General features: G+C 66.4%; 16 protein-coding genes. 10 read left to right on the forward strand and 6 right to left on the reverse strand.

The features are described from left to right. Positions 1-65: 65 nt before the first annotated feature. From OG874_RS39775 to OG874_RS39785, 3 genes are all read left to right on the forward strand, one after another. A complete protein-coding gene (locus OG874_RS39775) occupies positions 66-11,000 on the forward strand; it encodes an amino acid adenylation domain-containing protein (RefSeq protein ID WP_330252186.1) in 10,935 nt (3,644 codons plus the stop codon). Between the two features lie 241 nt (positions 11,001-11,241). Further along, entirely contained in the window at positions 11,242-12,264 is a 1,023-nt protein-coding gene (locus tag OG874_RS39780; RefSeq protein ID WP_330257616.1) for an alpha/beta hydrolase, read from the forward strand. Positions 12,265-12,379: 115 nt separating this feature from the next. Next, on the forward strand, positions 12,380-13,630 hold the full coding sequence (locus tag OG874_RS39785; protein ID WP_442943208.1) for an Nramp family divalent metal transporter: 1,251 nt from the start codon (positions 12,380-12,382) through the stop codon (positions 13,628-13,630). Between the two features lie 4 nt (positions 13,631-13,634). Here OG874_RS39785 and OG874_RS39790 read toward each other — a convergent pair whose 3' ends face one another. The 4 genes from OG874_RS39790 to OG874_RS39805 form a co-directional block, all read right to left on the reverse strand. Then, positions 13,635-14,660, reverse strand: coding sequence for an SDR family oxidoreductase (locus OG874_RS39790; protein WP_330252187.1), 1,026 nt, complete (start codon positions 14,658-14,660; stop codon positions 13,635-13,637). A gap of 827 nt (positions 14,661-15,487) precedes the next feature. Next, positions 15,488-15,727, reverse strand: a complete 240-nt coding sequence (locus tag OG874_RS39795) for a hypothetical protein (protein WP_330252188.1) — start codon at positions 15,725-15,727, stop codon at positions 15,488-15,490. After that, positions 15,724-15,852, reverse strand: coding sequence for a hypothetical protein (locus tag OG874_RS39800; protein ID WP_330252189.1), 129 nt, complete (start codon positions 15,850-15,852; stop codon positions 15,724-15,726). The genes OG874_RS39795 and OG874_RS39800 overlap by 4 nt, the downstream gene beginning before the upstream one ends. 257 nt (positions 15,853-16,109) lie before the next feature. Then, positions 16,110-16,295 (reverse strand): hypothetical protein, encoded by a 186-nt coding sequence (locus OG874_RS39805; RefSeq protein WP_330252190.1) that lies wholly within the window; start codon positions 16,293-16,295, stop codon positions 16,110-16,112. A gap of 246 nt (positions 16,296-16,541) precedes the next feature. On the opposite strand from OG874_RS39805, the gene OG874_RS39810 reads away from it, so the two are divergent. The 6 genes from OG874_RS39810 to OG874_RS39835 all read left to right on the forward strand — a co-directional run bounded on the left by OG874_RS39810 (position 16,542) and on the right by OG874_RS39835 (position 21,158). Further along, complete coding sequence (locus tag OG874_RS39810; protein WP_330252191.1) at positions 16,542-17,432, forward strand: helix-turn-helix domain-containing protein; 891 nt, start codon at positions 16,542-16,544, stop codon at positions 17,430-17,432. Further along, positions 17,429-17,635 (forward strand): DUF397 domain-containing protein, encoded by a 207-nt coding sequence (locus tag OG874_RS39815; protein WP_330252192.1) that lies wholly within the window; start codon positions 17,429-17,431, stop codon positions 17,633-17,635. The genes OG874_RS39810 and OG874_RS39815 overlap by 4 nt, the downstream gene beginning before the upstream one ends. Positions 17,636-17,959: 324 nt before the next feature. Next, positions 17,960-18,529 (forward strand): DUF3558 domain-containing protein, encoded by a 570-nt coding sequence (locus OG874_RS39820; RefSeq protein WP_330252193.1) that lies wholly within the window; start codon positions 17,960-17,962, stop codon positions 18,527-18,529. 56 nt (positions 18,530-18,585) lie between these two features. After that, positions 18,586-19,107, forward strand: a complete 522-nt coding sequence (locus OG874_RS39825; protein WP_330252194.1) for a hypothetical protein — start codon at positions 18,586-18,588, stop codon at positions 19,105-19,107. Further along, a complete protein-coding gene (locus OG874_RS39830) occupies positions 19,104-20,261 on the forward strand; it encodes a WXG100 family type VII secretion target (protein WP_330252195.1) in 1,158 nt (385 codons plus the stop codon). Before OG874_RS39825 ends, OG874_RS39830 begins: the two co-directional genes overlap by 4 nt. Before the next feature lie 129 nt (positions 20,262-20,390). Next, positions 20,391-21,158, forward strand: a complete 768-nt coding sequence (locus OG874_RS39835) for an ESX secretion-associated protein EspG (protein ID WP_330252196.1) — start codon at positions 20,391-20,393, stop codon at positions 21,156-21,158. A 479-nt stretch (positions 21,159-21,637) separates the two neighbouring features. Here OG874_RS39835 and OG874_RS39840 read toward each other — a convergent pair whose 3' ends face one another. Beyond that, on the reverse strand, positions 21,638-22,441 hold the full coding sequence (locus OG874_RS39840) for an enoyl-CoA hydratase-related protein (protein ID WP_330252197.1): 804 nt from the start codon (positions 22,439-22,441) through the stop codon (positions 21,638-21,640). Positions 22,442-22,641: 200 nt separating this feature from the next. On the opposite strand from OG874_RS39840, the gene OG874_RS39845 reads away from it, so the two are divergent. Beyond that, positions 22,642-23,907 carry a TetR/AcrR family transcriptional regulator gene (locus OG874_RS39845; protein WP_330252198.1) on the forward strand — a complete coding sequence of 422 codons (1,266 nt, stop codon included), beginning with the start codon at positions 22,642-22,644 and terminating at the stop codon, positions 23,905-23,907. Between the two features lie 35 nt (positions 23,908-23,942). Here the strand turns inward: OG874_RS39845 and OG874_RS39850 are convergent, their stop codons facing one another. After that, complete coding sequence (locus OG874_RS39850; RefSeq protein ID WP_330257618.1) at positions 23,943-25,460, reverse strand: aldehyde dehydrogenase family protein; 1,518 nt, start codon at positions 25,458-25,460, stop codon at positions 23,943-23,945. Between the last annotated feature and the right edge of the window lie 342 nt (positions 25,461-25,802).

Raw genomic sequence — 25,802 nt, forward strand, 5'->3', positions numbered from 1 at the left:
GGGTAGGTGAGCTCCTTCATGTTTCGGGTGGTTGGACAACGTCGGCATGAGGAAGCGGTGCACGAGTGACGCGCCCGGCTCGGGTACGCCCCGCACGGGCCCAGCGGATGCGTGTCATCACCCTGCCGCAATTGATGGCGGCCGCCGTCGAGGCGAATCCCGGCGGCCCCGCCGTCGTGTTCGCCGACGCGAACACCAGCTCCGGGCAGCTGAGCTACGCGGAGTTGGACGAGCGCTCGACCCGCCTGGCCCGGCTGCTCATCGAGCGTGGCGTCGGTCCGGAGGACTTGGTCGCCGTGGCCATCCCGCGGTCGGTGGTTTCGGTGCTCGCGGTGTGGGCGGTCGCCAAGACGGGCGCGGGATTCGTTCCGGTGGATCCGAACTATCCGGCGGCGCGGGTCGCGCACATGCTGACCGACTCCGGGGTGAACTTCGGACTGACCGTCGGCGCGGTCCGCGGCAGCCTGCCCCAGCACACCGAATGGCTGGTGCTCGACGAGCCCATCACCGCGCAACTACTGCAGCGGTATCCGGTGGACCGGATCACCAACCAGGATCGGGTGCGGCCGCTGCACGGCGCGCATCCGGCCTATGTCATCTACACCTCGGGCTCGACCGGTGTCCCGAAGGGTGTGGTCATCACGCACCAGGGCCTGTCCGGCTTCTGCGACGAGCAGCGCACCCGATATCGCGTGACGAGCGCCGCGCGGACACTGCACTTCGCCTCGCCGTCCTTCGACGCGTCGGTGCTGGAACTCCTGCTGGCATTGGGCGGTGCGGCCACCATGGTGGTGGTGTCGCCGACCGTCTACGGCGGCGCCGAACTGGCCGCGGTGCTGCGGCGCGAGCGGGTGACGCACGCGTTCGTCACGCCTGCGGCGCTGGCCTCGGTGGAACCAGCGGGTCTGGACGAGCTGCGGGTCGTGGTGACCGGCGGCGAGGCATGCCCGCCACAGCTGGTAAGGCGCTGGGTATTACCGATCGCGGGCGGGCTGCTGCGGGAGTTCTTCGATGCCTACGGTCCGACCGAGGCCACCATCGCCACGAATATCACTCCGCCGATGGTCCCGTGGGAGCCGTTGACGCTCGGACCGCCGATTCACGGCAGCACCGCCTATGTGCTCAACGACCGGCTGGTGCCCGTGCCGAACCGGGTGGTCGGCGAGCTGTATGTCGCCGGAGCCCAACTGGCGCGCGGTTATCTCGGCCAGCAGACCCTCACCGCGGCGCGTTTCGTCGCCAATCCGTTCGAACCGGGCACCCGGCTGTATCGCACCGGCGATCTGGTGCGCTGGACCGCGAGCGGTGAACTCGAGTATCTGGGCCGCAATGACTCCCAGGTGAAGATCCGCGGCTTCCGCATCGAACTCACCGAAATCGACGCGGTCCTCGGCGCCGACGATCGGGTGGATTTCGCGGTGACCGTCGGGCACGAACTCGACAGCGGAACCACGGTATTGGTGTCCTATGTCCACCCGGTGGCCGGGCAGCGTGTGGACGTCGCGGAGCTGAAGGCACTGGTCGAGCAAAAGCTGCCGTCGCATATGGTGCCCGCGTGCCTCACGGTGCTCGACCAGGTGCCGCTGACGCCGATGGGCAAGCTGGATCGGAAGGCGTTGCCCGCGCCGGTCTTCGAGGCCAAGGTGTTCCGCGCGCCGTCGACGCCGGTCGAGGAGATCGTCGCCGGGACCTTCGGCGATGTGCTCGGTGTCGCACGGGTCGGCTTGGATGACGACTTCTTCGAACTCGGCGGCAATTCACTGCTCGCCACCCAGGTGACCGCGCGGCTGGATGCCGCGCTGGATACCCGGTTGGCGGTGCGGGATCTGTTCCACGCCGCGACGGTGGCCGCCTTCGCGGCGGTGGTCGAGCGCACCGCGGGATCGGGCCGGAGTCGACCGCCGCTGGTCGCCGGGGCACGGCCCGAGGTGATTGCGCTGTCGCTGGCGCAGCAGCGGTATTGGTTCCTCAACCAGTTCGATACCGAAACCTCGGCGGTGGACAATATTCCGCTCGCCGTGCGGCTCTCGGGCGAGCTGGACAGCTTCGCGCTCGGTCTGGCGATCGGCGATGTGCTGAGCCGGCACGAGGTACTGCGGACCACCTATCCGAGCACCGGCGGGCGACCGCATCAGGTCATCCATCCGGTGCCGGCGGAGCCGTTCGCGACGGTGCCGATCGAGGTCACCGAGGACGAATTGGTCGGCCGGATCATCGAGTTCGCGGTGCTGACCTTCGATGTGACCGTCGAGGTGCCGATCGCGGTCGCACTGTTCCAGACCGCGCCGAGCGAGCATGTGATCGCGTTGACCGTGCATCATGTCGCGGCCGACGGTGCGTCGATGGGCCCGCTCGCGCGCGATCTCATGGTCGCCTACTCCGCACGCGTGCACGGGCAAGAGCCACAGTGGGATCCGCTACCGGTCCAGTACGCCGACTACGCGCTCTGGGAGCGCGCGGTGCTCGGCTCCGAGGACGATCCGGAATCGCTGGCCGCCCAGCAGATCGCCTATTGGCGGGCCCGGCTGGCGCAGTTGCCGGACCAGCTGGAACTGCCCACCGACCGCCCGCGCCCGCCGGCCCAATCGTTCCAGGGCAGGTCGGTGCGGTTCGAGATCTCGGCGGACCGGCACGCGCGGCTACACGAGCTGGCCCGGGCCAATCACGCCTCGCTGTTCATGGTCGTACACGCGGCGCTCGCGGTGCTGCTGGCGCGGCTGTCGGGCACCGATGACATCGCGGTGGGCACGCCGATCGCCGGTCGCGGCGAGCGCGAACTCGATGATCTGATCGGCATGTTCGTGAACACGCTGGTGTTCCGCACCCGGGTGAACCCCGGCGACAGTTTCGCCGATCTGCTCACCGACGTGCGCGAACACGATCTCGAGGCGTTCGCCAACGCGGATGTGCCGTTCGAACGCGTCGTCGAGGCGCTGAACCCGGTTCGCTCGATCGCGCGCAATCCGCTGTTCCAGGTGAGCCTTTCGTTCCAGAACCTGCCCGACACCGCCTTCGAATTGCCCGGTCTATCGGTCAGCGCGGTCGATTTCGAGCTGCAGCTGGCCAAGACGGATCTGCATATTTCGCTGGCCGACCGCTATGGCGAGGACGGCACGCCCGCCGGGATCGTGACCGACTTCGGTTATGCCATCGACCTGTTCGACGAGGCGACGGTCCAGGGGTTCGCGGATCGGTTCCTGCGGGTGCTCGATGCCGTGCTCGACGATGTGTCGGTGCGGGTCGGCGAGATCGAACTGCTCGCCGTGGACGAGAGTTCGCGGATTCTGGCGAGCTGGAACGATACCGCGTGCGCCATCGATCGGACGGCCACGCTGGTGTCGCTGCTGGATGCGACGGTCGCGAGCGCGCCGGATGCGGTGGCGTTGGTATCGGATCAGCCGGGGCGCGAACTCACCTATGCTGAACTCGACGCTCGGGTCAATCGGTTGGCGCGGTACCTGATCGAGCGCGGTGTGCGGCCCGAGGACCGAGTCGCATTGGGCATGCGCCGATCCATCGATCTGGTCGTCGCCATGTACGCGGTCACGAAATCCGGTGCGGCCTATGTGCCCGTCGATCCGGATCAGCCTACCGAGCGCGTCGAGTACATGCTGCGGACCGCGCGACCCATGTGTCTGCTGAGTACCGTGCACGACGGATTCCACACCGACGCGGTCGATTCCGTGACGATCGACGACCTCGACCTGTCGCGGTATTCGGACGCGCCGATCAGGGCGGATGAACGCCGTGCGACGTTGCTGCCCGGGCATACCGCCTACGTGATCTTCACCTCCGGCTCGACCGGACAGCCGAAGGGTGTCGCGGTCTCGCACGGCGCGATCGTCAACCAGTTGCTCTGGGAGAGGACCGAATTCGGCCTCGGTCCCGATGATGTGATGCTGCTGAAGACGGTGGCCACCTTCGATCTGTCGGTGTGGGAATTCTGGACGGCGGCGGTGTGCGGTGGCACATTGGCCATCGCCGCGCCGGATGGGCACCGCGATCCGTCGTATCTGAACGAGCTGATGGCGCGCGAATCGGTGACGACGCTGCATGTGGTGCCGTCGATGCTGGACGCGTTGTCGACCGGCCTGTTCTCCCGGTCGCTGCGGCGGGTGCTGGCGATCGGTGAAACACTGCCCGCCGCGACCGCGCAGCGGTTCCGGCAGGACAACGTCGCGGAACTGTTCAATCTGTATGGTCCGACCGAGGCGGCGGTGTCGGTCACCAGTCATCGGGTGACCGAGGCGGATGTGGTGTCGGTGTCGATTGGTGTGCCGGAGTGGAACTGTCGTGTGTATGTGCTGGATTGGCGTTTGCGTCCGGTGCCGGTGGGTGTTTCGGGTGAGTTGTATTTGGCTGGTGTGCAGTTGGCGCGGGGTTATTTTGGTCGGCCGGATTTGACTGCGGATCGGTTTGTGGCGAATCCGTTCGAGCCTGGTGCGCGTATGTATCGCACGGGTGATGTGGTGGCGTGGAATGTTGATGGTGGGTTGGTTTATCGGGGTCGTACTGATTTTCAGGTGAAGATCCGTGGTTTCCGTATCGAGCTGGGTGAGATCGAGTCCGCGCTACTGGCCCGGCCCGAAATCGCCCAGGCCGCGGTCCTGGTCACATCCGATCCGCGAATCGGCGATCGGCTGGTGGCCTATCTCGTACCGGCGCCCCCGGCGACCGCGCTGCCGGCCGCCGAGGTGCAGGCGGCGCTGGCCACGGTGCTGCCGTCCTACATGATGCCGAACGCGTACGTGACGCTGGAAGCATTGCCGCGCACCGCGAACGGCAAGCTGGACCGCGCCGCGCTACCCGAACCGGAGTTCGAAACCCAGGCCTTCCACGCGCCGTCGACGCCGATCGAGGAGATCGTGGCGGGCATCTTCGCCGATGTGCTCGGCGCGCAGCGAGTCGGGCGCGACGACGATTTCTTTGCCACGGGCGGTAACTCGCTGCTGGCCACCCAGGTGGCGGCACGGGTCGGCGACGCACTCGACACGAAGGTGCTGGTGCGGTCGGTGTTCGAAACGCCGACGGTGGCCGGATTGGCCGCCAAGGTCGAGACCCATGTGGGTTCGGGTCGGCGGCGGCCGCTGCTGGCCGGACTGCGACCCGAGCGGGTGCCATTGTCGCTGGCGCAGCTGCGGATGTGGTTCATCAACCAATTCGATCCCAGTTCGGCGGCCTACCACATCCCGGTGGCGATCCGGCTATCCGGCGACTTGGACGTGACCGCGCTCGGCCTGGCCGTCGAGGATATGGTGGCGCGCCACGAGGTGCTGCGCACCGTCTACCCGCAGACCTCCGACGGTCCGGTGCAGGACATACTCGCCCCGAACGCGGTGCCGATCGATCTGGTGCCGATTCCGATCGCGGAAGCGGCTGCGGTGCAGGAGGTTCAGCAGGTCGTCGCGGCGGGCTTCGATGTCACCGTCGAGGTACCGTTCCGCGCCACGCTGTTCCGGCTCGATACTGCCGCTAGCGACTGCTTGCAGGTCGCTCGAAACAACACTGATCACCTGCTGGTTTTCGTCGCACATCATATCGGTGCGGACGGCTGGTCGATGGCGCCGCTGGTCCGTGACGTGATGCTCGCCTACTCCGCCCGCAGTTCGGGTGAGCTGCCCGCCTGGACGCCGCTGCCGGTGCAGTACGCGGATTTCAGTGTCTGGCAACGGCAGGTGCTCGGCTCCGAGGACGATCCGGACAGCCTGATCTCGGCGCAGGCCGCCTACTGGCGGACCGCGCTGGCCGATCTACCCGACGAACTCGACCTCCCCACGGATCGACCGCGCCCGGCCGTGCAGTCCTTCGCGGGCGGCCGCACCGAATTCGTCATCGACCCGCGGGTACACGCCGGTTTGGCCCGGCTCGCTCGTATGCACAACGCCACCATGTTCATGGTGGTGCACGCCGCGCTGTCGGTACTGCTGGCCCGCATGTCCGGCACCGAGGACATCGCCATCGGCACCCCGGTGGCCGGTCGCGGCGCGGCCGAACTCGACGACATGATCGGCATGTTCGTCAATACGCTGGTGCTGCGTACGCAGGTGCCGGGCGAGATCACCTTCGGAGACCTGCTCGCCAGTACCAAAGACACCGACCTGCACGCGTTCTCGCATGCCGACCTCCCATTCGAGCGGCTGGTCGAGCTGCTGAATCCACCGCGCTCGACGGCGCGGCATCCGCTGTTCCAGGTGTCGATGTCGTATCTGAACCTGCCGACCAGCACGTTCGAGCTGCCCGGACTACGGGTGCAGACCTTCGATTTCGCCGTCGACACCGCGAAATTCGATCTGTCGCTGACCATGTGGGCGCCGAGTCGATCCCCCGTCGCTTCGCTCGCCCCGGGCGCCGCCGATGACACCTTGCGCGGCGAATTCTGCTTCGCGCGAGATCTGTTCGACGACACCACCATCGAGGATTTCGCCGCCCGGTTCACCCGGCTGCTCAGCGAAATCGTCGCGCGCCCATATAGTCCGATCGGCGACCTGCCGTTGCTCGGCGACGCCGAAGAGCATGCGCTGACCCCGGTGCGGCGTGGCGAGACGCCCGCGGTTCGGCTGCTACCGGATCTGCTGACCAGTGCCGTCGGCGTCGACCCCGAACACGTCGCGGTGCGTTCGCACGGTCGCTCGATCACCTATCGTGAACTCGACGAATACTCCTCGCGGCTGGCCCGGGTACTCATCGATCGCGGCGTCGGCCCGGAGAGCCTTGTCGCACTTGCCCTTCCGCGTTCTCTGGAGATGGTCGCCGCCTTCTGGGCGGTCGCGAAGGCCGGTGGCGCACACGTGCCGATCGACCCGACCTATCCGGTGGACCGGATCCGGCACATGGTGACCGATTCCGCCGTCGTCCTCGGCATCACCACCTCCACCTACCTGGAGCGGCTGCCCGACGAGTCGAGCGAAACCGCGTGGCTGCAACTCGACGATCCCGCGATTCACGCCGCGGTGGCCGGACAGTCGGCGGCGCCGCTCACCGATGCCGACCGGCTGGCGACACTGCTGCCAGAGCATCCGGCGTACGTCATCTACACCTCGGGCTCGACCGGCACGCCCAAGGGCGTCACCGTCACCCATGTCGGCGTCGGCGGTGCGGTCGAGTACGCGAGCGCCATGTTCCAGCTCACCCCGCAGCATCGCTTTCTGCACCTGTGCTCGCCGAGCTTCGATCCATCGGTCCTGGAGTGGCTCTGCACCTTCCACAGCGGCGCGACGCTGGTGATCGTGCCCTCGACGGTCCTCGGCGGACCGGATCTGGCCGCGCTGCTGCGCACCGAGCGGGTCACCCACGCGATCTTCACCCCCGCGGTCCTCGGCACCATCGACCCGGCCGGTCTGGACGAGTTCCGCTTCCTGGTCTGCGGCGGTGACGTCACCTCCCCGGAGCTGGTCGCCAAGTGGCAGCCGGGGCGGCACTTCTTCAACGGCTACGGACCGACCGAGGCGACCGTGGCCGCGTCCTGGAGCGAGATGATCGCGGGCCGGCGCGTCACCATCGGGCGGCCGGTGCCGGGCACACCGATGCTGGTGCTGGATGCGCGGCTGCGCCCGGTGCCCCCCGGTGCCGTCGGCGAGCTGTATCTCGCGGGCACCGCACTGGCCCGCGGCTACCACAACCGTCCGACGCTGAGTGCGGCACGCTTCGTCGCCGATCCGTGGGGACCGCCCGGCGCGCGGATGTACCGCACCGGTGATCTCGTGCGCTGGGTCGGCGAAGCGGGGGAGTGGGAGCTCGAATACGTCGGCCGCACCGACTTCCAGCTGAAGATCCGCGGCCTGCGCGTCGAACTCGGCGAGATCGACGCGGTGCTCGGCGGCCACGACGCGGTCGAGTACGCCGTCACGATCGGTCGCGAAACCCCGACGGGTGAAAAGATTCTCGTCGCCTATGTGCTGCCGGTGCCCGGCCTGACCGTCGACACCGCCGAGCTCACCGAATATGCCAAGCGCCGGTTACCGCGACATATGGTGCCGACGGCGGTGGTGGTCCTCGACGAGGTACCGGTTACCCCGGTCGGCAAGCTCGATCGCGCGGCGCTGCCCGCGCCCGAGTTGGCGCAGCGCCCCTACCTCGCGCCGTCGACACCGCAGGAACACGCCGTCGCCGAGGTGTACGCCGAGGTGCTCGGCGTCGACCGGGTCGGCGCCGATGACGATTTCTTCGCACTCGGCGGCAGCTCGCTGATCGCGATGCGCGCGGTGAGCAAGCTGCGCGACCTGACCGGTATCGCGGTCCAGGTGCAGTGGTTCTTCACCGACCCGACCGTCGCGGCGTTCACCCAGCGCATCCTGGCGGCCGACGAAACCGAGGACTACGACTACGGATTGAACGCCGAAGCCGCCCTCGACGTGCTGCTGCCGATCCGCAACGGCACCGGCGAACCAGTGTTCTGCATCCACCCGATGGCCGGATTGTCCTGGTGTTACACCGGTCTCGCGCAGTATCTGCCCGCGGACCGGCCGATCGTCGGCGTGCAGTCGCCCGCGCTGTCCGAACCGGACTTCCTGCCGGACTCCCTGGACGCGATGGCGCGCCGCTACGCCGAGGAGATCATCGCGGTCCAACCCGAGGGGCCCTACCGCCTGCTCGGGTGGTCGCTCGGCGGTGCGCTGGCCCACGCGGTCGCGGTCGAATTGCAGTCCGCGGGCGCGGAAGTCGCGCTGCTCGCCATGCTGGACAGCCGCACCGGCGGCAATATCGCCGATTTCTGGGCGGAACTGCGCTCGGCCTTCGCCGAACTCGGCATCGGTCCGGATCTGCTCGGCGACCAGAACATCCGCAACCTGACCGAAGAGGCCCTTGCCGTCCTGTACGCCAGCATCCCGCCGGAGCTGGCGCTGCTGACCCCGGAACGCCTGCGCCAGAGCTATCGCGGCGCGGTGCGCTCGGTGGAACTCGGCATCAATCACCAGCACAAGGTCTTCCACGGCGAGCTCCACTTCTTCAGCGCCACCGGCCACACCGCCGAAGCCCGAGCCTGGCGGCCCTATGTCGACGGCGTGATCACCGACCACCCGGTCGCCGCGACCCACGAACTGATGACCGCCCCGGCGGCGTTCGCGGAGATAGGCCCGGTCCTCGCGGAGTTGCTCGCCGAAGTGCCTGCGACACCGGTGGAAGACGAACCGGCGGTCGTCGAGAACCTCTCGGCACCAGCCGAAGACGCGGCATACCTCGGCACGGCAGCCACCGCTGAACCGGCTCGTAGGTTGGCGGACCCGGCATACCTCGGCACCGCCGCCACAGCTGAACCGGCTCGTAGGTTGGCGGACCCGGCATACCCCGGCACCGCCGCCACAGCTGAACCGGCTCGTAGGTTGGCGGACCCGGCATACCCCGGCACCGCCGCCACAGCCGAACCGGCTCGTACGTTCGAGGACCCGCCACCCACGGTCGAGGCCCCGGCGCTGCATCTGGACGACGACTGGGCCGAGAACAACGATGCTGCCACGGCGGACGATCTCCCACCCACCGTCGAAGCCCCGGCGCTGCATCTGGACGACGACGCGGCCGCGTTCGACCGCGAAGCGACCGAGTTCGCCAGCAGCGCAGCCGGTTTCGACGACCGCACCACAGCGTTCGTGGTCAAGGCAGGTGAGTACCAGTACGCCTACCCGAGTTCGGCCGAACAAACCCCCGCCTCGATCGACCCTGCCGAACAACAGGACCCGTTCGTCGAACTAGCGGTGCCGCACCGCCCCGAGGAACCCGACGACGGCCCGATCCCGCTGTCGCTGACCCCCAATGCCGTGCGGCTCTTGGAGTCCGGCGTCGAACTGCGCGTCATCGCCATCGACATCCCGCCCAACTACTCACCCGAAGCCGTCCAATTCGCCGTCGACACCGTGCTCGAGCAGCATCCGATGCTGTGGGTCCGCCTGCACCGCGACGGTGTCGGCAGCACGCCGATCTTCGAGATACCCGCCGAAGCGGAGCGTGTCGACGAGGCGTTCCTCGGGCTCGAGTACGGCATCGACCAGACCCCGCCGTCGGTCGAGGACGTGGTGCGCGCGGTCGCCACCGAACTGGATCCGGCGCACGGCCGCAATATCCGATTCGTGCTGGTCGGCGGCCCGGAAGTGCCGACGACGATGGTCGTGGTCGCCAACGGCCTGGTCGTGGACGACACCTCCTGGCGCACCATCATCGACAAGCTGTCGCTGGCCTGGTCGCGCGGCAGGCACCGGTTCCCCGCCGTCCCCGAGGCCGGGCTCGCCGATCTGCTCGGGGTGCTCACGGAGCGGGCGAGCGGCCCGGAGGCCATCGAGGAAATGGCTTGGTGGCACCACACATTGAGTGCGGTACCCGCGGCCAAGGCCGGTGCCGCAGGCAAGAATCTGCGGGTGCGCCGCCGGGTCTCGCTGACGATCACCACCGAGGGCACCGCGGCCATCGTGTCTGCGGCCGCCGCGCACGACGCCAGCGTCGACGAGGTCCTGCTGACCGCCGTCGCCATCGCCCAGATCACCTCCGCGGGCGAAACCGTCACCGACACCATCGGTTCGGTGGTCCGCCTGTTCGCCGACAGCCGGGTGCTGGCCGAAACCGATTCCCTCGTCGGCGCTTTCACCACCGACTACCCGCTGCCGCTGCGGCTCGTCGGTGTCGATATCGAGGAGGCGCTGATCGGTGGTCGCGCGGCGGGCACCGCGATACAGCAGATCAAGCGGCTCGCGGGCGCGGTGCCGTCCTATGGCGTCGGGTACGGCCTGCTGCGCTCGCTGAATCCCGATACCGCCGCCGCCCTGAATATGCTCCCCACCGGCCAATTCGGGTTGCGCTACCGGGACCTGCGCCCGGCGCGGGTGCACACCGAGGCGCCGGTCGCGGATCTGCTGCTCGATATCACCGCCGACGCCACCGCCGACGGCCTGCTCGTGCGCTTCGACTACGCCGCCGAGGTCTTCGGCGGCGATGAGGTGAAGACCTTCGCCGAACACTGGATCCGGGCACTGGGCGGACTGGCCGAGCACGGCCAGCAGGTGCGCGTCCGATGACTGTGCTCGAGGTCATCGACTCCGGGGCGAGCAAGATCACATTCCGGCTGGTCCGGCATCATGGGGCAACGTTGCGGTAACGATGTCCACTATTGTCACGACTACATAGGCCGTATGGTCGAGCGCGATGCCTTCGGCACGCGCGCCGACGGTAGGGACATCCCGCCCGTAATCACGAAACGAAGTGAAGGTGAAATTGATGCGTAGTCAGATCCGGCGTCGCGGCACACGTGTGGCAGCGATGATCGCGGCGACCGCGGCGTTCGCGGGAGTCATGTCCGGCTTCGGCGCATCCACCGCGACGGCTGACCCGATCATCGATTCGAAGACGCTACTCGCCAATCCGATCGCGCCGGACGGCTCGAAGATCACCAAGGCCGAATACAAGGACGACCGCAGCCTCCGCCTGCACGTCTACTCCGCCGCCATGGACCGGACCTTCGCGGTCGACGTGCAGCGCCCGGCCGATGCCTCGGTGCCGCGCCCGGTCCTGTACCTGCTCAACGGTGCGGGCGGCGGCGAGGACGAGGCGTCCTGGGTGGCCAAGACCGATGCGCTGAAGTTCCTCGGTGACAAGAACGTCAACGTGGTCCAGCCCATCGGCGGCAAGTGGAGCTACTACACCGACTGGATCAAGGACGATCCGACGCTCGGCCGCAACAAGTGGAAGACCTTCTTCACCGAGGAGCTGCCGCCGCTGATCGACGGCGCGCTCGGCACCAATGGCACCAACGCCATCGCGGGCCTGTCCACCTCGGGCACCACCGTGCTCGCGCTGCCGATCGCGAAGCCGGGTCTGTACAAGGCCGCCGCCGCCTACAGTGGCTGCGCCCAGACCAGTGATCCGGTCGGTTCGGAGTTCGTGAAGTTGACCGTCGAGACCTGGGGCGGCGGCAATGTCGACAACATGTGGGGCCCGATCGGTTCGCCGGACTGGGCGGCGAACGATCCCTACGTCAATGCCGAGGGTTTGCGCGGCACGGACCTCTACATCTCGACCGGCAACGGTCTGCCCGGCCCGTACGACACCCTCAACGGTCAGTACGCGCTGCCCGGCTCCTATGGTCTGGCCAACCAGATCCTGATCGGCGGCATCATCGAGGCGGGCACCAACTACTGCACCAACAACATGAAGGCGAAGCTGGATTCGCTCGGCATCCCGGCCACCTTCAACTTCCGCCCGTCGGGCACCCACTCGTGGGGCTACTGGAACGACGAGCTGCACGCCTCCTGGCCCACCCTGGCCCGCGGCCTGGGCCTCTGAGGCTGACCTTTTTACCACCGACCGCCCCGGTTGTGCGCTATCGCACAACCGGGGCGGTCTGTTTTATATAGTTGGGGCTAACCAAAAAGTTCGGGAACCCGTAAAATTCTGTTCTGTGAGTACAACCCTGGTCGAATCGGCGCGTAACGCGTCACAGCGGGCGAGATCTGTCAGCATCTTGCTCGGACCGGCATTCGTAGCGGCCATCGCCTATGTCGACCCCGGCAATGTGGCGTCGAATATCTCCGCGGGCGCGCAGTTCGGTTACCTACTCGTGTGGGTGATCGTGATGGCGAACGTGATGGCCGGATTGGTGCAGTTCCTATCCGCGAAGCTGGGGTTGGTCACCGGTATGTCGCTACCGGAGGCGGTGCGCTCCAAGTCGAGTCGTCCGGTGCGCCTTGCCTATTGGGTCCAGGCCGAGACCGTCGCCATGGCCACCGACCTGGCCGAAGTGGTCGGCGGCGCGATCGCGCTGAAGCTGTTGTTCGATCTGCCGCTACTGGTCGGCGGACTGATCACCGGTGTGGTCTCGATGGGACTGCTGCTGGTGCAGAACCGGCGCGGGCAGAAGCCGTTCGAGCGGGTCATCACCGGCCTGCTCGCCGTCATCGCCATCGGCTTCCTGGCCAGCGTGGTGATCTCGCCGCCGTCGGTCCCCGGCACCATCGGCGGTCTGCTGCCGCGTTTCCAGGGCGCCGAGAGCGTGCTGCTCGCCGCGGCGATGATCGGCGCGACCGTCATGCCACACGCGGTGTACCTGCACTCCGGCCTGGCCCGCGACCGCCACGGTCAGCCCGAGGTCGGCCCGCTGCGGGTCCGGCTGCTGCGGATCACCAAATACGACGTCGTACTCGCCATGCTGCTGGCGGGCACGGTCAACCTGGCCATGCTGCTGATGGCCGCCAATACGCTGCGCGGCCGCGATAACGTCGACACTCTCGAGGGCGCGCACGCCGCCGTCGGCGATGCGCTCGGCCCCGTCGCCGCACTGCTGCTGGCGATCGGCCTGCTGGCCTCCGGCCTGGCCTCGACCTCCGTCGGTGCGTACGCGGGCGCGATGATCATGGAAGGCTTACTGCGGCGCAAGATTCCGCTGTTGGCCCGCCGCCTGGTCACGCTGATCCCGGCCATTCTGATCCTGGCGATCGGCATCGATCCCACCCGCGCCCTGATCATTTCGCAGGTGGTGCTGTCATTCGGCATCCCATTCGCGTTGATCCCGCTGGTCCGCTTCACCAGCGACCGCGTACTCATGGGCAACGATGTCAACCACCGGGTGACCACCGGCCTGGCCTGGCTGGTCGCCATCATCATCAGCCTGCTCAATGTCGCACTGATCTACCTGACGGTCACCGGCAGCTGAGCCGTCAGACCCAGTTCTCTACCCAGTACTTCCAGATCAGCGGGGCATAGGCGGCCAGCGGCGGCACCTTGATATCGGTGCCGGCGAGGGCGGCGGTGGTGTGGCGGCAGTCGAACCAGCAGCTGAATTCGCTGTGCTCCAGCACATCCTGCGGTACGCCGACGCGGGGGAGCAGCCAACTCGTGCCGGGTACCCGCAGCATCATTTCGAGGGTGCGTTTGGGCATCACCTCCACCAGATGTGGCGCTCCGGCCTCGTCGGCGAACAGATTCAGCGCCTCGGCGGCGCTCTGTCTGCGCGGATCGACCAGATGGTAGGTGGCGCCGTTCGAGCCGGGTCGGTGCGCAAGGTGATCCAGTGCGCGGGCCACGAAATCGACCGGGACCATATTGGTTTCGCCCAGCTTCGGCACCAGCACCGGCAGAATCCGCGGCAGCTGTGCGGCCATCCGCAGCAGCCGGAAGAAGTAGTAGGGCCCGTCGATCCGATCGATCTCACCGGTGCGCGAATGCCCGATCACGATCGAGGGCCGATAGATCCGCCACCCGATCCGAGACTCGCGCACGATCTTCTCGGCCTCGAATTTGGCCCGCTGCATCGGCGAACTCAGCACCTGTCCCTCGTCGAACATGTCCTCGCTGAACAGACCGTCGAGCCCACCCGCCACATCCACCGTCGACACATGGTGCAGCAACCCGGCTTTCAAATCCTCCGCGACATCGACGACATGCCGAGTCCCACCGCCCCGCGCGGTCAGGTCATAGCCGGACGCCAAATGAAAGACATGCTCGATCGACCCCCGATGTTCGGCGACCCACCCCGGATCGATCCCGAGCCCCGCCTCCCCGAGATCCCCCCGCACCGGCCGCACCCGCTCCGCACCCACCCACTCCCGAGCACAGCACGTATACCGAGCGGCCGAATCACCCCCCTGCCGCACCAGCACATGAATATCACCCTCGCGCTTCAGCAACTCGGGAACCAGAAACCGACCGATAAACCCAGTTGCTCCAGTAACCAGGTAAGTCATAGCCGATGAACATAGTCGTTCCTTCGCCACGACCGGTGACCGGGATCACTTGCCCCCCGTCCCGCCCCCCTACTGGTCGTTAGTGCTCCCGCGAGTCACGCTCTGGACCGACGGTCAGATGGCATCGCCTTGACCAACTCAGTCCCGCTGTGCTCCGTCCGGCCAGATCACCGTGACCGGCTCCCTCGGTCGCGGGCGACGGCTACCCCATCAGCGGTTCCGCCGTACCCCACAGTGTTTGGGAAGTACGGATCGCCCCGGCTTTGAAGACTTGACTACCCCGGAAAATGGCCCGCTATCCGGTCAGTAAGCCGTGACGCCGGACTTCCGCCGGATGTTCCCCGCCCCGAAACATCGACGCACTGTCAGTATTGCCTCGCTCAGGCCCTCGGCTCGAGCGAAGCGGCGGTAAAGGTCGACGGTTCGACCGGAACTGCGGGTCTCGCCAGGGTGAACTTCTCGGGGCGGTGGGGAAGCGGCCGTCGGCAGTTAGAGCGTGGAAGCCGTGGATTTCGGCGCGGAGCCGCATCACCGCGGGCACCTGCCCGCCGACCGTCGAATCGACAGTCCCCCACCGCGGTCACCCCCTCATGAATCGCTGACAGGGTACTCCACGCCGAGCATCTGGCTGAGAATTCGGGCACAGCGTCGACGACGATGATCGGGTTGCGGACCGAGTCGGGGAGGGCGCTGCCTTCGGCGTCGTAGTTGGCGAGTACGGCGACCGGCACCTCGTGGATCCGCCACGGTCGTCATCGGCGGTGCAGGCCGCGACGCGACTTTGCGGCCGTCCTGGGTTTGGGTGGTACGCAACTGATCTCGGCGCATCAAGCCTCCTGATGATTGGTGCGTCCGATGCCGGGGGACTCGACACCCCGGCACCGGGACGACCACGCGGGCACAGGCTGATTCGCCCATTCACGGACCGCGTCCGCGAACCGCTCGACCACATCGGCTGGCGCACCGCTGTAGATGGCCGGTGGACCGATGAACGGATCACGTTGCGGCAGTGCAGGATCGCCGTCGCCGGCCCGCGATTGGCCGCGGTTCAGCTTGCTGGCGGTCATCGGCCCGCCTGACCGGTGTTCTCCGCGCCCGGATCGGCGTGAGGCTTCCCCACTGCATAGACCAGCCACGCCGCGTAAGGGAGGGTGGTGAGCAGGACGATCAGGGCGGTGATCTGGGCGGGCATTGGGCAGCACCTCTTGGTTGTTCGGTATTGGAGATCTGCTGTCAGGCAGACGGTCTGGTGCAGGTGGGGCAGTCGTCGGGCGAATCGGTGGGGTGCGGATGTCCCGTCTCGATCAGGTGTGTCCAACAGCCGCGCAACATCGCACACGTCCGCACCGTGCAGTCGGCGTGCCGGTCGTGGGCGATTTCCCGATGCATCTGAGCCGGTGACATCGCATGGCTCGGATACTGGTGCTCGACGGGATCGGCGGCCATCTCTCAGAACCCCAGGTGCGGGACATCGGCCGGGACGAACCGGCCGGCCTCGATGAGCCGCTTCTTCGCCTGCGCCTTGACCGGGCATATCGACGCCTGACAGTCCAGGTGGGTTTGCATGATTACATGCGCGTATTCGATTGTCATCACGGGCAATTCGCTGTGGTTCGTTACCGGCAGGCCGTGCATGCGGATACTCCGAACGTGGGTTTGAGGGTCTGGAATGCCCGGTAGCCGAGGCCGAAACCGCCTGTGATGCAAGGAGATTTGCGCGTGCGGTAGGTGCTTCCCGGCTACCGGGGTGATTTCAGTAGTACGCTTCACGGGAGAGTTGTGGAAGATTCCAGCACGAGAATTGACCAAGTTTGTTCCAAAATTCCATGGCGAGGAGCAAACTGATTCCAAACCGACATCACCCGATAGCGAGGCTAAGGAATGTCCACTGGTTCAACGGGTTCCACTCTGCCGCGTCGTATGCTCGGCCGAGCGCTCAAGCGGTTGCGGGAGGGGGCGGGCGTACCGCCGAAGGTTGCGGCGCAGGCCATTCGGGTATCGGCGCAGACGTTGTGGCGGATCGAAACCGGACAACATGGACCGAAGCTGAAAGAGATTTATGTGCAAGCGCTCTGCCAGCTGTACGGAGCGGCATCGGACGAGACGAAGGTGCTTGTCGGTCTCGTGGAGCTGGCCGAACAGAAGAACTGGTGGCACCCGTACGAGGATGTCATTCCAGAAGTCTTCGCCCTGTTCATTGGCCTGGAAGAGTTTGCCCGCGAGCTTACGACCTTTCAGCTCACACTGATACCGGGTCTCCTCCAGACCGCCGATTACCGACGCGCTGGTGTCTGGGCGCTGCAGCCGCAGGCCAGTCCGACCGAGGTGGAGCGCAACGTAGAGCTGACGATTCGGCGACAAGAGCGACTTCGGAAGGATAGCCAGAACTTTACTGTGCATGCTCTGTTGTGCGAGTCGACGTTGCGCTACCCGATCGGTGGTCCGGCGGTAATGGGACGCCAGCTCCGCTACCTCGAGGAGGCGGCTCAAATGCCTAGCGTGTCGATTCGCGTCGTACCGCTCAGCGCAGGAATGCATATCGGTCTGCAGGTAGGGAGCTTCGTCTTGCTGGAGTTCCCCGAACATCCGACCGCCTACTTGTCGGAGCCCCCGGTGGTATACGTGGATGGGTACACGGGCGCCCTCTACCTGGAACGTGAGACGGAGATTCACCAGTATCGCTCCGGACTTGCGGGCATCCGCCGTGTCGCGTTGGATGAGGGAAAATCCAGGGAACTCGTGGCCCAGATAGCAAGGGAGTACGAAGGGTGAGCATCGACCTGTCCGGGGCGAAGTGGTTCAAGTCCAGCCGCAGCAAGGACGCCCAGGCCTGCGTAGAAGTTGCACACCTCAGCGGGGGCATGGTTGGCGTGCGCGACTCCAAGGATCGCACCGGTCCGGCGCTGGTTTTCGGTCCTGCGGAGTGGGATGCCTTTGCGGCAGGAGTCAAGGAAGGCGAGTTCGATCGCGCCTGATCGGCGGTCGAAACACGAAACCGAATGAACCCCAGGCGCTTTCCTTGGGTTCTTCCGTTCCCAGAGTTCCACGCCTGCGCGTCGGCGACGGTAGGTAGACGTGCATCGGTTCGGCTGACGATGGCGACATCCGAAGCAACCTCGGCGTCGTATCCAGCGTCATCGTTGTCGGCGTGCGCGGCCCTGTAGAACCCACTCTGTAGGAATCACCAACGCCTTTGCGTGCTGGTGACCTGGCCGGTACGGTCTAGACGAGGTTATTAGGGGGCGGGGGAAGCCGGTCCGGTCCCAGGGTCTGGGATGGCACCGGTTCGAGAGGACGAGATGGCCAGCTGGAGCGGTGTGGTCCGGGGTGTGGTTCTCGGTGCGGGGGTGGTCGTGCTGGTTTCGGCGTGCAACTCCGGTGGGGAGTCGAAGGGCAACACGAACAGTGCGTCGGCGACGCCGACCATCGCGGCGGACGTGCCAGCGGGGTTCGATGCGTGTAAAGACCTCCCGCAGGCTCTCATTCAGTCGGAGAAGCTGAAGAACAAGGGGGCTGACACCACAGATAGGCCCGGTGGCATGAAGTGGCGCGGCTGCATCTGGGTTCAGTCCGACGGATACGCCGGCACGATCGACACCACCAACATCACCTTGGCGATGGTGCGAGCCAACAAGGACTTCACAGTCGACGAGGAGCTCACCGTTGCGGGGCGGGCTGCACTCACTTCCCATGTCACCGGTCAGGATCCGCACGCTGACTGCGTAATCAATGTCGAGATGACGAGCGGCAGTCTTGAGATCAGTATCAACAACCCGCCTTCGGCCAAACTGACCGCCTCCCAGCACTCTTGCGAGATCGCTAAGCGCCTCGCGGAGCAGATCGTTCCAGCGATACCTGCCACCCTTTAAACTTGAACGACCTCCGGTCGATTCCGGCCGGAAACCCTTGGGGAGGAACACGAACAGTGAGCGGCGAATCCACGACACCGTCATCTGCGGGCCCACTGGCCAGCGTGATCAAGGATGCTCAGGACGGCAAGCTGACTGTCAGTTTCGGCAACGAAGTGCGGGTCAACGCCGATGAGTTCGTCTACATCGAACGCGACTGCCAGGCGTTCAAAGACGAGATCCGTGCACTCCAGGTAGTCGCGCAAACCATCTCGCGCCGTGAGCACTGGGGCCTCGGCGAGACGACGGACGGCATGAGCTCTGCCAATACGCTCGTGGCTCGCTTCCGCGGCAAGGCCAAGATCGTCGATCCTGCCAAGGACTCGGACAACAACGTCTTCGACATCCTCGCGCAGCACTACCAGATCGTCGACGACATCCAAAACCTCCACCGCACAATCGCTCAGAAATACGTGGAGCAGGATCAAGAATTTGCCGCTCGTTACAACGAGTTGACAGCGAATGTGGAAGCCAGCCAGATCGGTACTCCGACCCAACTGGGCGTGACAACGCCCCCGGCTGTCGGTGCCTCGAAATGAGCGATTCGAACGAGCCGTCCAAGATTCCCGGTGGCGGTGAACATGTTGATAGCTGGAATCATTGGAAGATCTACAACGCGTTCACTCCGCTGAATACGACCGAGGCGAACAACGGCTCCGGCGAGTATGCCCAGATCGCCACGCGGTGGGCTTCGGCGGCGGAACTTTTCGCCAACCGGATCAATCATTCGAGCTCGGCGGCCTGGGACGGCGCTGCCGCGAATAGTTCGCGAGACGCGATCAGCAAATACGCCAAGGCCGCATTGGACCTGACGACACCGCTGCAGAACCTCGCCGACCGAGTGTCAGCAGCGGCCAAGGGTGTCAACGATACTCAGAATGCCGTGGATAAGCCGCCGGACGGTGGATCCTGGTACAACCCGAAGAGCTGGAACCTGGGTATCTACCACGGCCCCAATTCCGCTGCGGTGCGCAACGATTGCGAGAGTGCCGCACGGGAAGCCATGCGCAGTCATTACGTCAATACATTTGTTTCGGCGGATACGCAGATTCCGGTGCTCCCGGTGCCGAACAGTCCGACCGATCCGTTGTACAAGCCACCCGAAACCAAGAACGACGGCTACACCCCGGGGACAACTGGAAACGGTGGCGGTAACCCGACGTCCGGGACCGGCAACCAGGGCAGCGGCGGCCAAAAGGAAGATTCGCAGACCGCCACCGATCCGACGACGAACAATTCGCAGGAGTCGTCGACCACTCCCACGAGCACCGATTCGTCGTCGCAGACCCCGTCGAGCACCTCGGCTACCCAACCGAGTTCGGTGACCCCCACGACGAGCACTTCGACGACGCCGAGCAGCTATCCGGGCAGCAACAGCGGCGGGTTGGGTGGCGCCTCCGGCACGACCTCGGGCAAGCCTGGCAGCACCGTGCCCGGCACACCGACCGCCACCGGCACGACAGCCAACGCGGCACGTGCGGCGACCACCAGCACCGGCACCTCGGGCATGTCGGGAATGGGTGGAATGGGCGGTGGCCGTGGCCAATCCAAGGGCGACGACGAGTCTCATCAGCTCCCCGAGTGGCTTCGGAACATGGAGAACACCGAAGAGTTGCTCGGGCCCGCCCCGAAAACTGTTCCTCGTGGCGTGATCGGCGGCGACCACGCCGAACCCGGACCGACATCGAATTGATTCACGGCCGCTGGTCGAAATGTCGGCGGCCGAAGTGCTTATTACCTGGATTTCGTTGGCCTGCTGCCGGTCCCGAGGTGCCCACACCGTACCCGGGACGCTACCGGGCCGCCGCATGATGTTGATTGGATGACCACGATGGCCGAATGGAGTTGGGAACCGGACGATTTCGCGGCGCTGTGGTACAGCGACGCGAACGACCGGTTCCCACACCCGCTGCGCTATATCAGCCATTTGGCCACCAACGACGAGGTCGTCGCGCATCGGGCCGCCGTGCGCGCCCGCTACGGTGTCGAGGAAACCCAGCAGATCAATCTCGCCCTGCACACCCTCACCACCTCCGAGCTGCGCATCGAAATCGCCGGTGAATCAACGGTTCTCGGCAAAGGCGAACCCCGCGAATACCGCGTCCTCGGCGCCCGGACCCCCTATCACGCGGTGATGCTCACCCAGACCGCCACGAGCGGTGTCGACAGCCCTATCCGCTGTCGGCTGTTCCGCACCGAACAACTAGCGGCACGCTTGGCCGCCATCCTGCCCTCGGTTCCTCCCGGCAGCGCCAAACCGGACACCTTCCATGTCGAGGATCTGCGTTCCGGCAACAACGGCCATGGCCATGGCCGCAACAGTCCGCTGGAACGTTTCGATCGTCTCACTCAGCACCGCTCCGGCGCGGGCGTCGCCGGCCTGCTCGCCGGATACCTGCACAGCCGCCCGGCCCCCTGGTACGCCATCGGATGGTTCGATACCGAAGGCGACGGCCGATACGTCCAGCAGCAAACCCGCGAGCACATCACCATCCGTCCCGCCACCACCGGCGATCTCACGAACTACTTCGAATCCTGGATCGACTCAGCCCTGAACCGACTTCGCGGCGACGAACCCGACAACTGGTGATGCGATCGTCGCCGGATTCTCGCCATCCCGTGGTACTGGCGCTGAACCAGCCGCCGTCGGCGCCCGCGAAGCGGGCCGGGACAAGGTCGCCTACGACGGCTTCACCGTCGACAGCCCTATTGCACCGCAGGCGGGCCGTACAAGGCGTTGAGCTGTTCCGCGAGATCTGGGGTGTGGATTCGCCCCAGGCTGCGACCTCACGGTTGCATGTGCTCGTTTCGAAACTGCGCAGCCAGTCGCGCAGTCAATCGGTGGCCGACAGTGCGGTGCTGAGCTCGACCGCCTCCGTGCTGGGACCGCCTGCGGCGACTGGAATACACCCATCGGCGAGCAACGAGGAAACATCAGTAGATACGGACGACTGCGGCCCGGCCCTCGGAGGATGAGGAGCCGGGACCGCTGGGTTGCTGGCGCTGTTTGTAGAACGCCACCTGATGAGTTATCCGTGCACCAACCGAAATCGGTTGTTGCCTACGCGATCAGTCCGCGAACACGGGCTTGCGCTTGGTGAGCATGGCGGTTGCGCCTTCGAAGAAGTCGGGGGATTGGAGGAGTTCGCCCTGGCCGGACTTTTCGGCGGCAAGTGCGGCGTCCAGTGCCGCCAGGGTCGCGGCGTTGAGGGCTTGTTTGGTGAGTTCCAGTGCGCGACGGGGGCCTGCGGCGATCTTCGCGGCGGCGGCCTCGACCTTTGCGTCGAGTTCGTCATCGGGGACCACCGCGGTGAACAGTCCGGCTGCTTTGGCCGCGGGTGCGGGCAACCGTTCGCCGAGCAGCGCCATCTCCGCGGCCAGTGGGCGTCCGGCCGCGGCGGCGACCATGGCGGCGGCGCCGCCGTCGGGCATCAGGCCGATATTGATGAAGGCCAGTAGCAGGTAGGAGTCCTCGGCGGCGTAGACGAGATCGGCGGCAAGTGCGATGCCGACGCCGACGCCTGCGGCCGCGCCCTTGATCCGGGCGATGACCGGAATCGGCGCGTCCACAACGGCTTTCACCAGGCGGTTGGCCGCGTCCATCACCATATCCGAGGTTATTCCGCGCTGCGCCTCGGACGCGGTTGCGGCAAGATCGGCTCCCGTGCAGAAATCCCCGCCCTCGCCGGTCAGTACGATCACCCGGACCGAGGGGTTCGCGGCGGCGGCCAGGAAGGTGTCACCGAGCGCGACCATCGTGTCGTAGTTGATGGCGTTCTTCCGCTTCGGCTTGGTGAGCGTGACCCGTAGCACCTTGCCGTCGTTGACGGCGCTGAAGCCCGCGGGTGTCGTCGCGGAATCGGGGTTGCTCATGTGGCGCTCCTGGTCTGGAGTTCGGCGGGCCGGCTTGAGCGATCTGCAAGCAATCGCTACGACTGGCTTTTTCGAGCGATCTGCGAGCAATCGCTACGGCGGGCACCATGAATGGTGGTTAACTTTGCGAATTGTGGTTAACTTAGGATGATTTGTCCGGCGCTGTCAACCAGCGGCGCCCTCCCAGAACGGAGAGCTACATGGTCGCGGATCGCAGCGAGGTCGACATCGCTGGCGATCGCGCGCGGGTCGTTCGCAGCACCGCCGCTCGATCCGACGCGGGTGCGACCGGGGCGGAGCCGGCCCAGTCGGTGCGGCGTCGCCCGAAGGATCGCAAGGTCCAGATCATCCGGGCGGCCGCGCGCGCATTCAGCGACCGCGGGTACTACCCGGTCGGCGTCGACGAGATCGCGGCCGAGGTCGGCATCTCCGGCCCCGCGCTGTACCGCCACTTCGCGAACAAGTACGCGCTGCTGCTCGCGGCCGCCGAAGAAGGCGCACTGCACCTGCTGAAGGTCGCTCGCGCCGCTGACGACCCGAACCTGGATCCCGAGCCCAGGCTCGACGCCTTGATCAGGGCGATCAGCGAACACACCATCGATATTCGGCGCGAGGCCGGGCTGTACCGCTGGGAGCGCCGCTACCTGGAGGCCGAGGACCGCGCCCGGATCCGGAAGGTCTACGACGCGCTCAACGCGACGCTGGCCGAACCGATCGCGCTGCTGCGACCCACCGCACCGCCCGCCGATGTGGCGATGCTGGCCGCCGGCGTGCTGAGCGCCATCGCCAGCATCTCCTCCCACCGCACCGCCCTGGCCACCACCAGACTGCTGCCGCTACTGCGCGAGATGAGCTGGTCGATCCTGCGCGCGGAACTGCCGCCGGTACCGGCGCAGCCCACCCCGGATCCGGTGCCCCGCGGTCTGCCCATCACCTCGAAACGCGAACAGTTGCTCACCGAGGCGATCCGGATCTTCGGCAGGCAGGGCTATCACGAGGCCAGCATCGAGGAGATCGGCGCGGCCGTCGGCATCAACGCCTCCAGCGTCTACCGGTACTTCACCAGCAAGGCCGATCTGCTCGCCGCCGCCTTCCACCGCACCGGCGACCGGGTGGCCATCGCCATCACCGAGGCGTTGGCCGAGGCGACCAGCCGCCCGGACGCGGTCCGGCAGATCGCCTACCGCCAAGCCCGGCTCACCTTCGCGACGCCGGAGATCATGCCGGTCTACTACGCCGAGTTCAGCAATCTGCCGCAGGCCGAACAGCACAAGCTGCGCGCCATCCAGCGCCAGAACGTGCTGGAGTGGGCCAACCTGCTCGACGGCGACCAAGTCGAGGCGCGCTTCCGGGTGCACGCCGCGATCGCGCAGATCATCGACGTCGGCCGCCTGACAAAGTTCGACACCCGCCCCGAGCACGTCGCGCGGGTATGCGCGCTGATGGAAGCCGTCCTGCTCGGGTGAGTCCAGCCGGGACCCCTGTGGATCCCGGCGTCAGCTCAGCGGCCGTGTCGCATTCGGAAGATGGTTTTCGCGGCGCGCAGATGCCGTCGATGGCGGTCGAAGGTGGACAGGTTCACCGCCGCGCGGTAGCGCTTGCGGGCGATGGCCAGCGTCCGGCTGAATTCGCGCAGGCCCTGGTCACCGTGGTGATGTCCCTGCCCGTATTCGCCGACGCCACCGAACGGCAGTGCGGGTATCCCCTGGGCGGTCGAAGAATTCACGGTCACAACGCCGACCCGCAACCGTTCGGCGAACGCTTCGACGCTGTGCACGTCGCGGGTGAATACCGATACCGCGACGCCATTGCCGACCGCGTTGATCCGCTGCGCCGCCTCGTCCATATTCGCGACCTTGTTGACGATGAGCACCGGCCCGATGCCCTCGCCGGTGATCGCGACACTCTCCTCCGGTACCTCGGCGAGCACGATGGGTTCGATATAGGGCTCGCGAATCGAGTCCAGCCCGCCGACCACCGCGCGCCCGCCGCGGGCCAGTGCGTCGCGCACCTGTTTGCGCACCACGTCGACCTGTGACTCCAGAATCATCGGACCGTAGGAGGCGCGCCGGTCCGCGCCGGGCCGCAGCCGCCGCGCCTGCTCGACCACCAACTCCAGGAATCGGTCGTAGACGGAGTTGGCGACGTAGGCCCGCTGGATGCCGGTGGAGTTCTGGCCCGCATTGGCCATCGCGCCGAAGACCGCGGCCTCGGCCGCGTCGTCGAGTTTGGCGTCGACGTGAACGACCATGGTGCCCTTGCCGTTTCGCTCGACGACCACCGGTGTCATGGTCTGCGCGCACAGCGTGATCACCTCGCGCGCGCCCGAATCGGAACCGGCATAGGCGATTTTGTCCACCTTGGCCCGGCAGAGTGCGGCCATGGTGGCTTGATCACCGGTGACCACTTGCAGCACAGGCTGATTCGGCGCCAGCTTGTTCCAGCTGTCGGCCAGCCAGACCCCGACGCCGGTGGTCAGTTCGTCGGGTTTGAACACCACCGTGTTGCCCGCGGCCATCGCGTAGGCGATCGAGCCCATCGGCGTGAAGACCGGGTTGTGCCACGGCCCGAGTACGCCGACCACGCCGAGCGGCAGGTAGCCGACGGAGGCGCGCTGATTGCGGTTCAGCCAGGAGGATCCGAGCTTGCGCCGGTCCAGCACCCGGGCCGCGTTGCGCGCCGCCCAATCGAGATTCTCGACGGCGAGCATCACCTCTATCGCCGCGTCCGCCTCCGGTTTTCCGGTTTCTTCACACAGGATCTCCACCAATTCGCCTGCGCGCCTGGCAATGCTGCGTTTCCAGTCCAGCAGCCAGCGCTTGCGGCCGGTGAAACCCAGTTCCGCCCACCACTTTTCGGCGGAGCGCGCTTCGCGCACGGTGCGATTGATTTCACCGGCGCCCATCACGGCGTAGTTGCCGACGATTTCGCCGGTTCGTGGGTCATACGATGTCAGCACGTTCGGTCGGCCCGATCCTCCCGTATGCGCCGCCGTCCTGGACTGCGCGGTCTCGGCCATGGTCACCTCTTGCAGGGTCGATCCGCCGCAGACCGCTGAACGCTTGGTGAAGCAGCGCTGCCGCAAACGAGTGAGTGCGTGTTTCCCCCACCTAGCAGACTATGGTCGCCGCGACGGCCCGTAAAGACGCCGTTGCCGCCCCTACGCTGCCCCTGACGGGCCGCCACCAGCGACGATCGTGTGCACGGCGGATCGATTGCGGGAAATGTGAGTAAGGACACACTTAGGTTGCGGCTCAGTGGGGAAAGCGCGGGCCTGCCTTGTGGAATGCGTGTGCCCGGTAACATCGCGCCCGGCGGTACGGATCACCAACCGGGACGTCCTCATGCCGACCTCGTCGCC

Origin of the sequence: Nocardia sp. NBC_00565, assembly GCF_036345915.1 — a bacterium.
Classification (GTDB): domain Bacteria; phylum Actinomycetota; class Actinomycetes; order Mycobacteriales; family Mycobacteriaceae; genus Nocardia.

What these genes read in the sequence shown, in the direction of transcription:
- OG874_RS39780 (WP_330257616.1), top strand. Translation starts at nt 11,242, where the DNA reads ATGATCGCGGCGACCGCGGCGTTCGCGGGAGTCATGTCCGGCTTCGGC.
- OG874_RS39790 (WP_330252187.1), bottom strand. Translation starts at nt 14,660, where the DNA reads ATGACTTACCTGGTTACTGGAGCAACTGGGTTTATCGGTCGGTTTCTG.
- OG874_RS39795 (WP_330252188.1), bottom strand. Translation starts at nt 15,727, where the DNA reads ATGACCGCCAGCAAGCTGAACCGCGGCCAATCGCGGGCCGGCGACGGC.
- OG874_RS39800 (WP_330252189.1), bottom strand. Translation starts at nt 15,852, where the DNA reads ATGCCCGCCCAGATCACCGCCCTGATCGTCCTGCTCACCACCCTCCCT.
- OG874_RS39805 (WP_330252190.1), bottom strand. Translation starts at nt 16,295, where the DNA reads ATGCACGGCCTGCCGGTAACGAACCACAGCGAATTGCCCGTGATGACA.
- OG874_RS39810 (WP_330252191.1), top strand. Translation starts at nt 16,542, where the DNA reads ATGTCCACTGGTTCAACGGGTTCCACTCTGCCGCGTCGTATGCTCGGC.
- OG874_RS39820 (WP_330252193.1), top strand. Translation starts at nt 17,960, where the DNA reads ATGGCCAGCTGGAGCGGTGTGGTCCGGGGTGTGGTTCTCGGTGCGGGG.
- OG874_RS39830 (WP_330252195.1), top strand. Translation starts at nt 19,104, where the DNA reads ATGAGCGATTCGAACGAGCCGTCCAAGATTCCCGGTGGCGGTGAACAT.
- OG874_RS39835 (WP_330252196.1), top strand. Translation starts at nt 20,391, where the DNA reads ATGACCACGATGGCCGAATGGAGTTGGGAACCGGACGATTTCGCGGCG.
- OG874_RS39840 (WP_330252197.1), bottom strand. Translation starts at nt 22,441, where the DNA reads ATGAGCAACCCCGATTCCGCGACGACACCCGCGGGCTTCAGCGCCGTC.
- OG874_RS39845 (WP_330252198.1), top strand. Translation starts at nt 22,642, where the DNA reads ATGGTCGCGGATCGCAGCGAGGTCGACATCGCTGGCGATCGCGCGCGG.
- OG874_RS39850 (WP_330257618.1), bottom strand. Translation starts at nt 25,460, where the DNA reads ATGGCCGAGACCGCGCAGTCCAGGACGGCGGCGCATACGGGAGGATCG.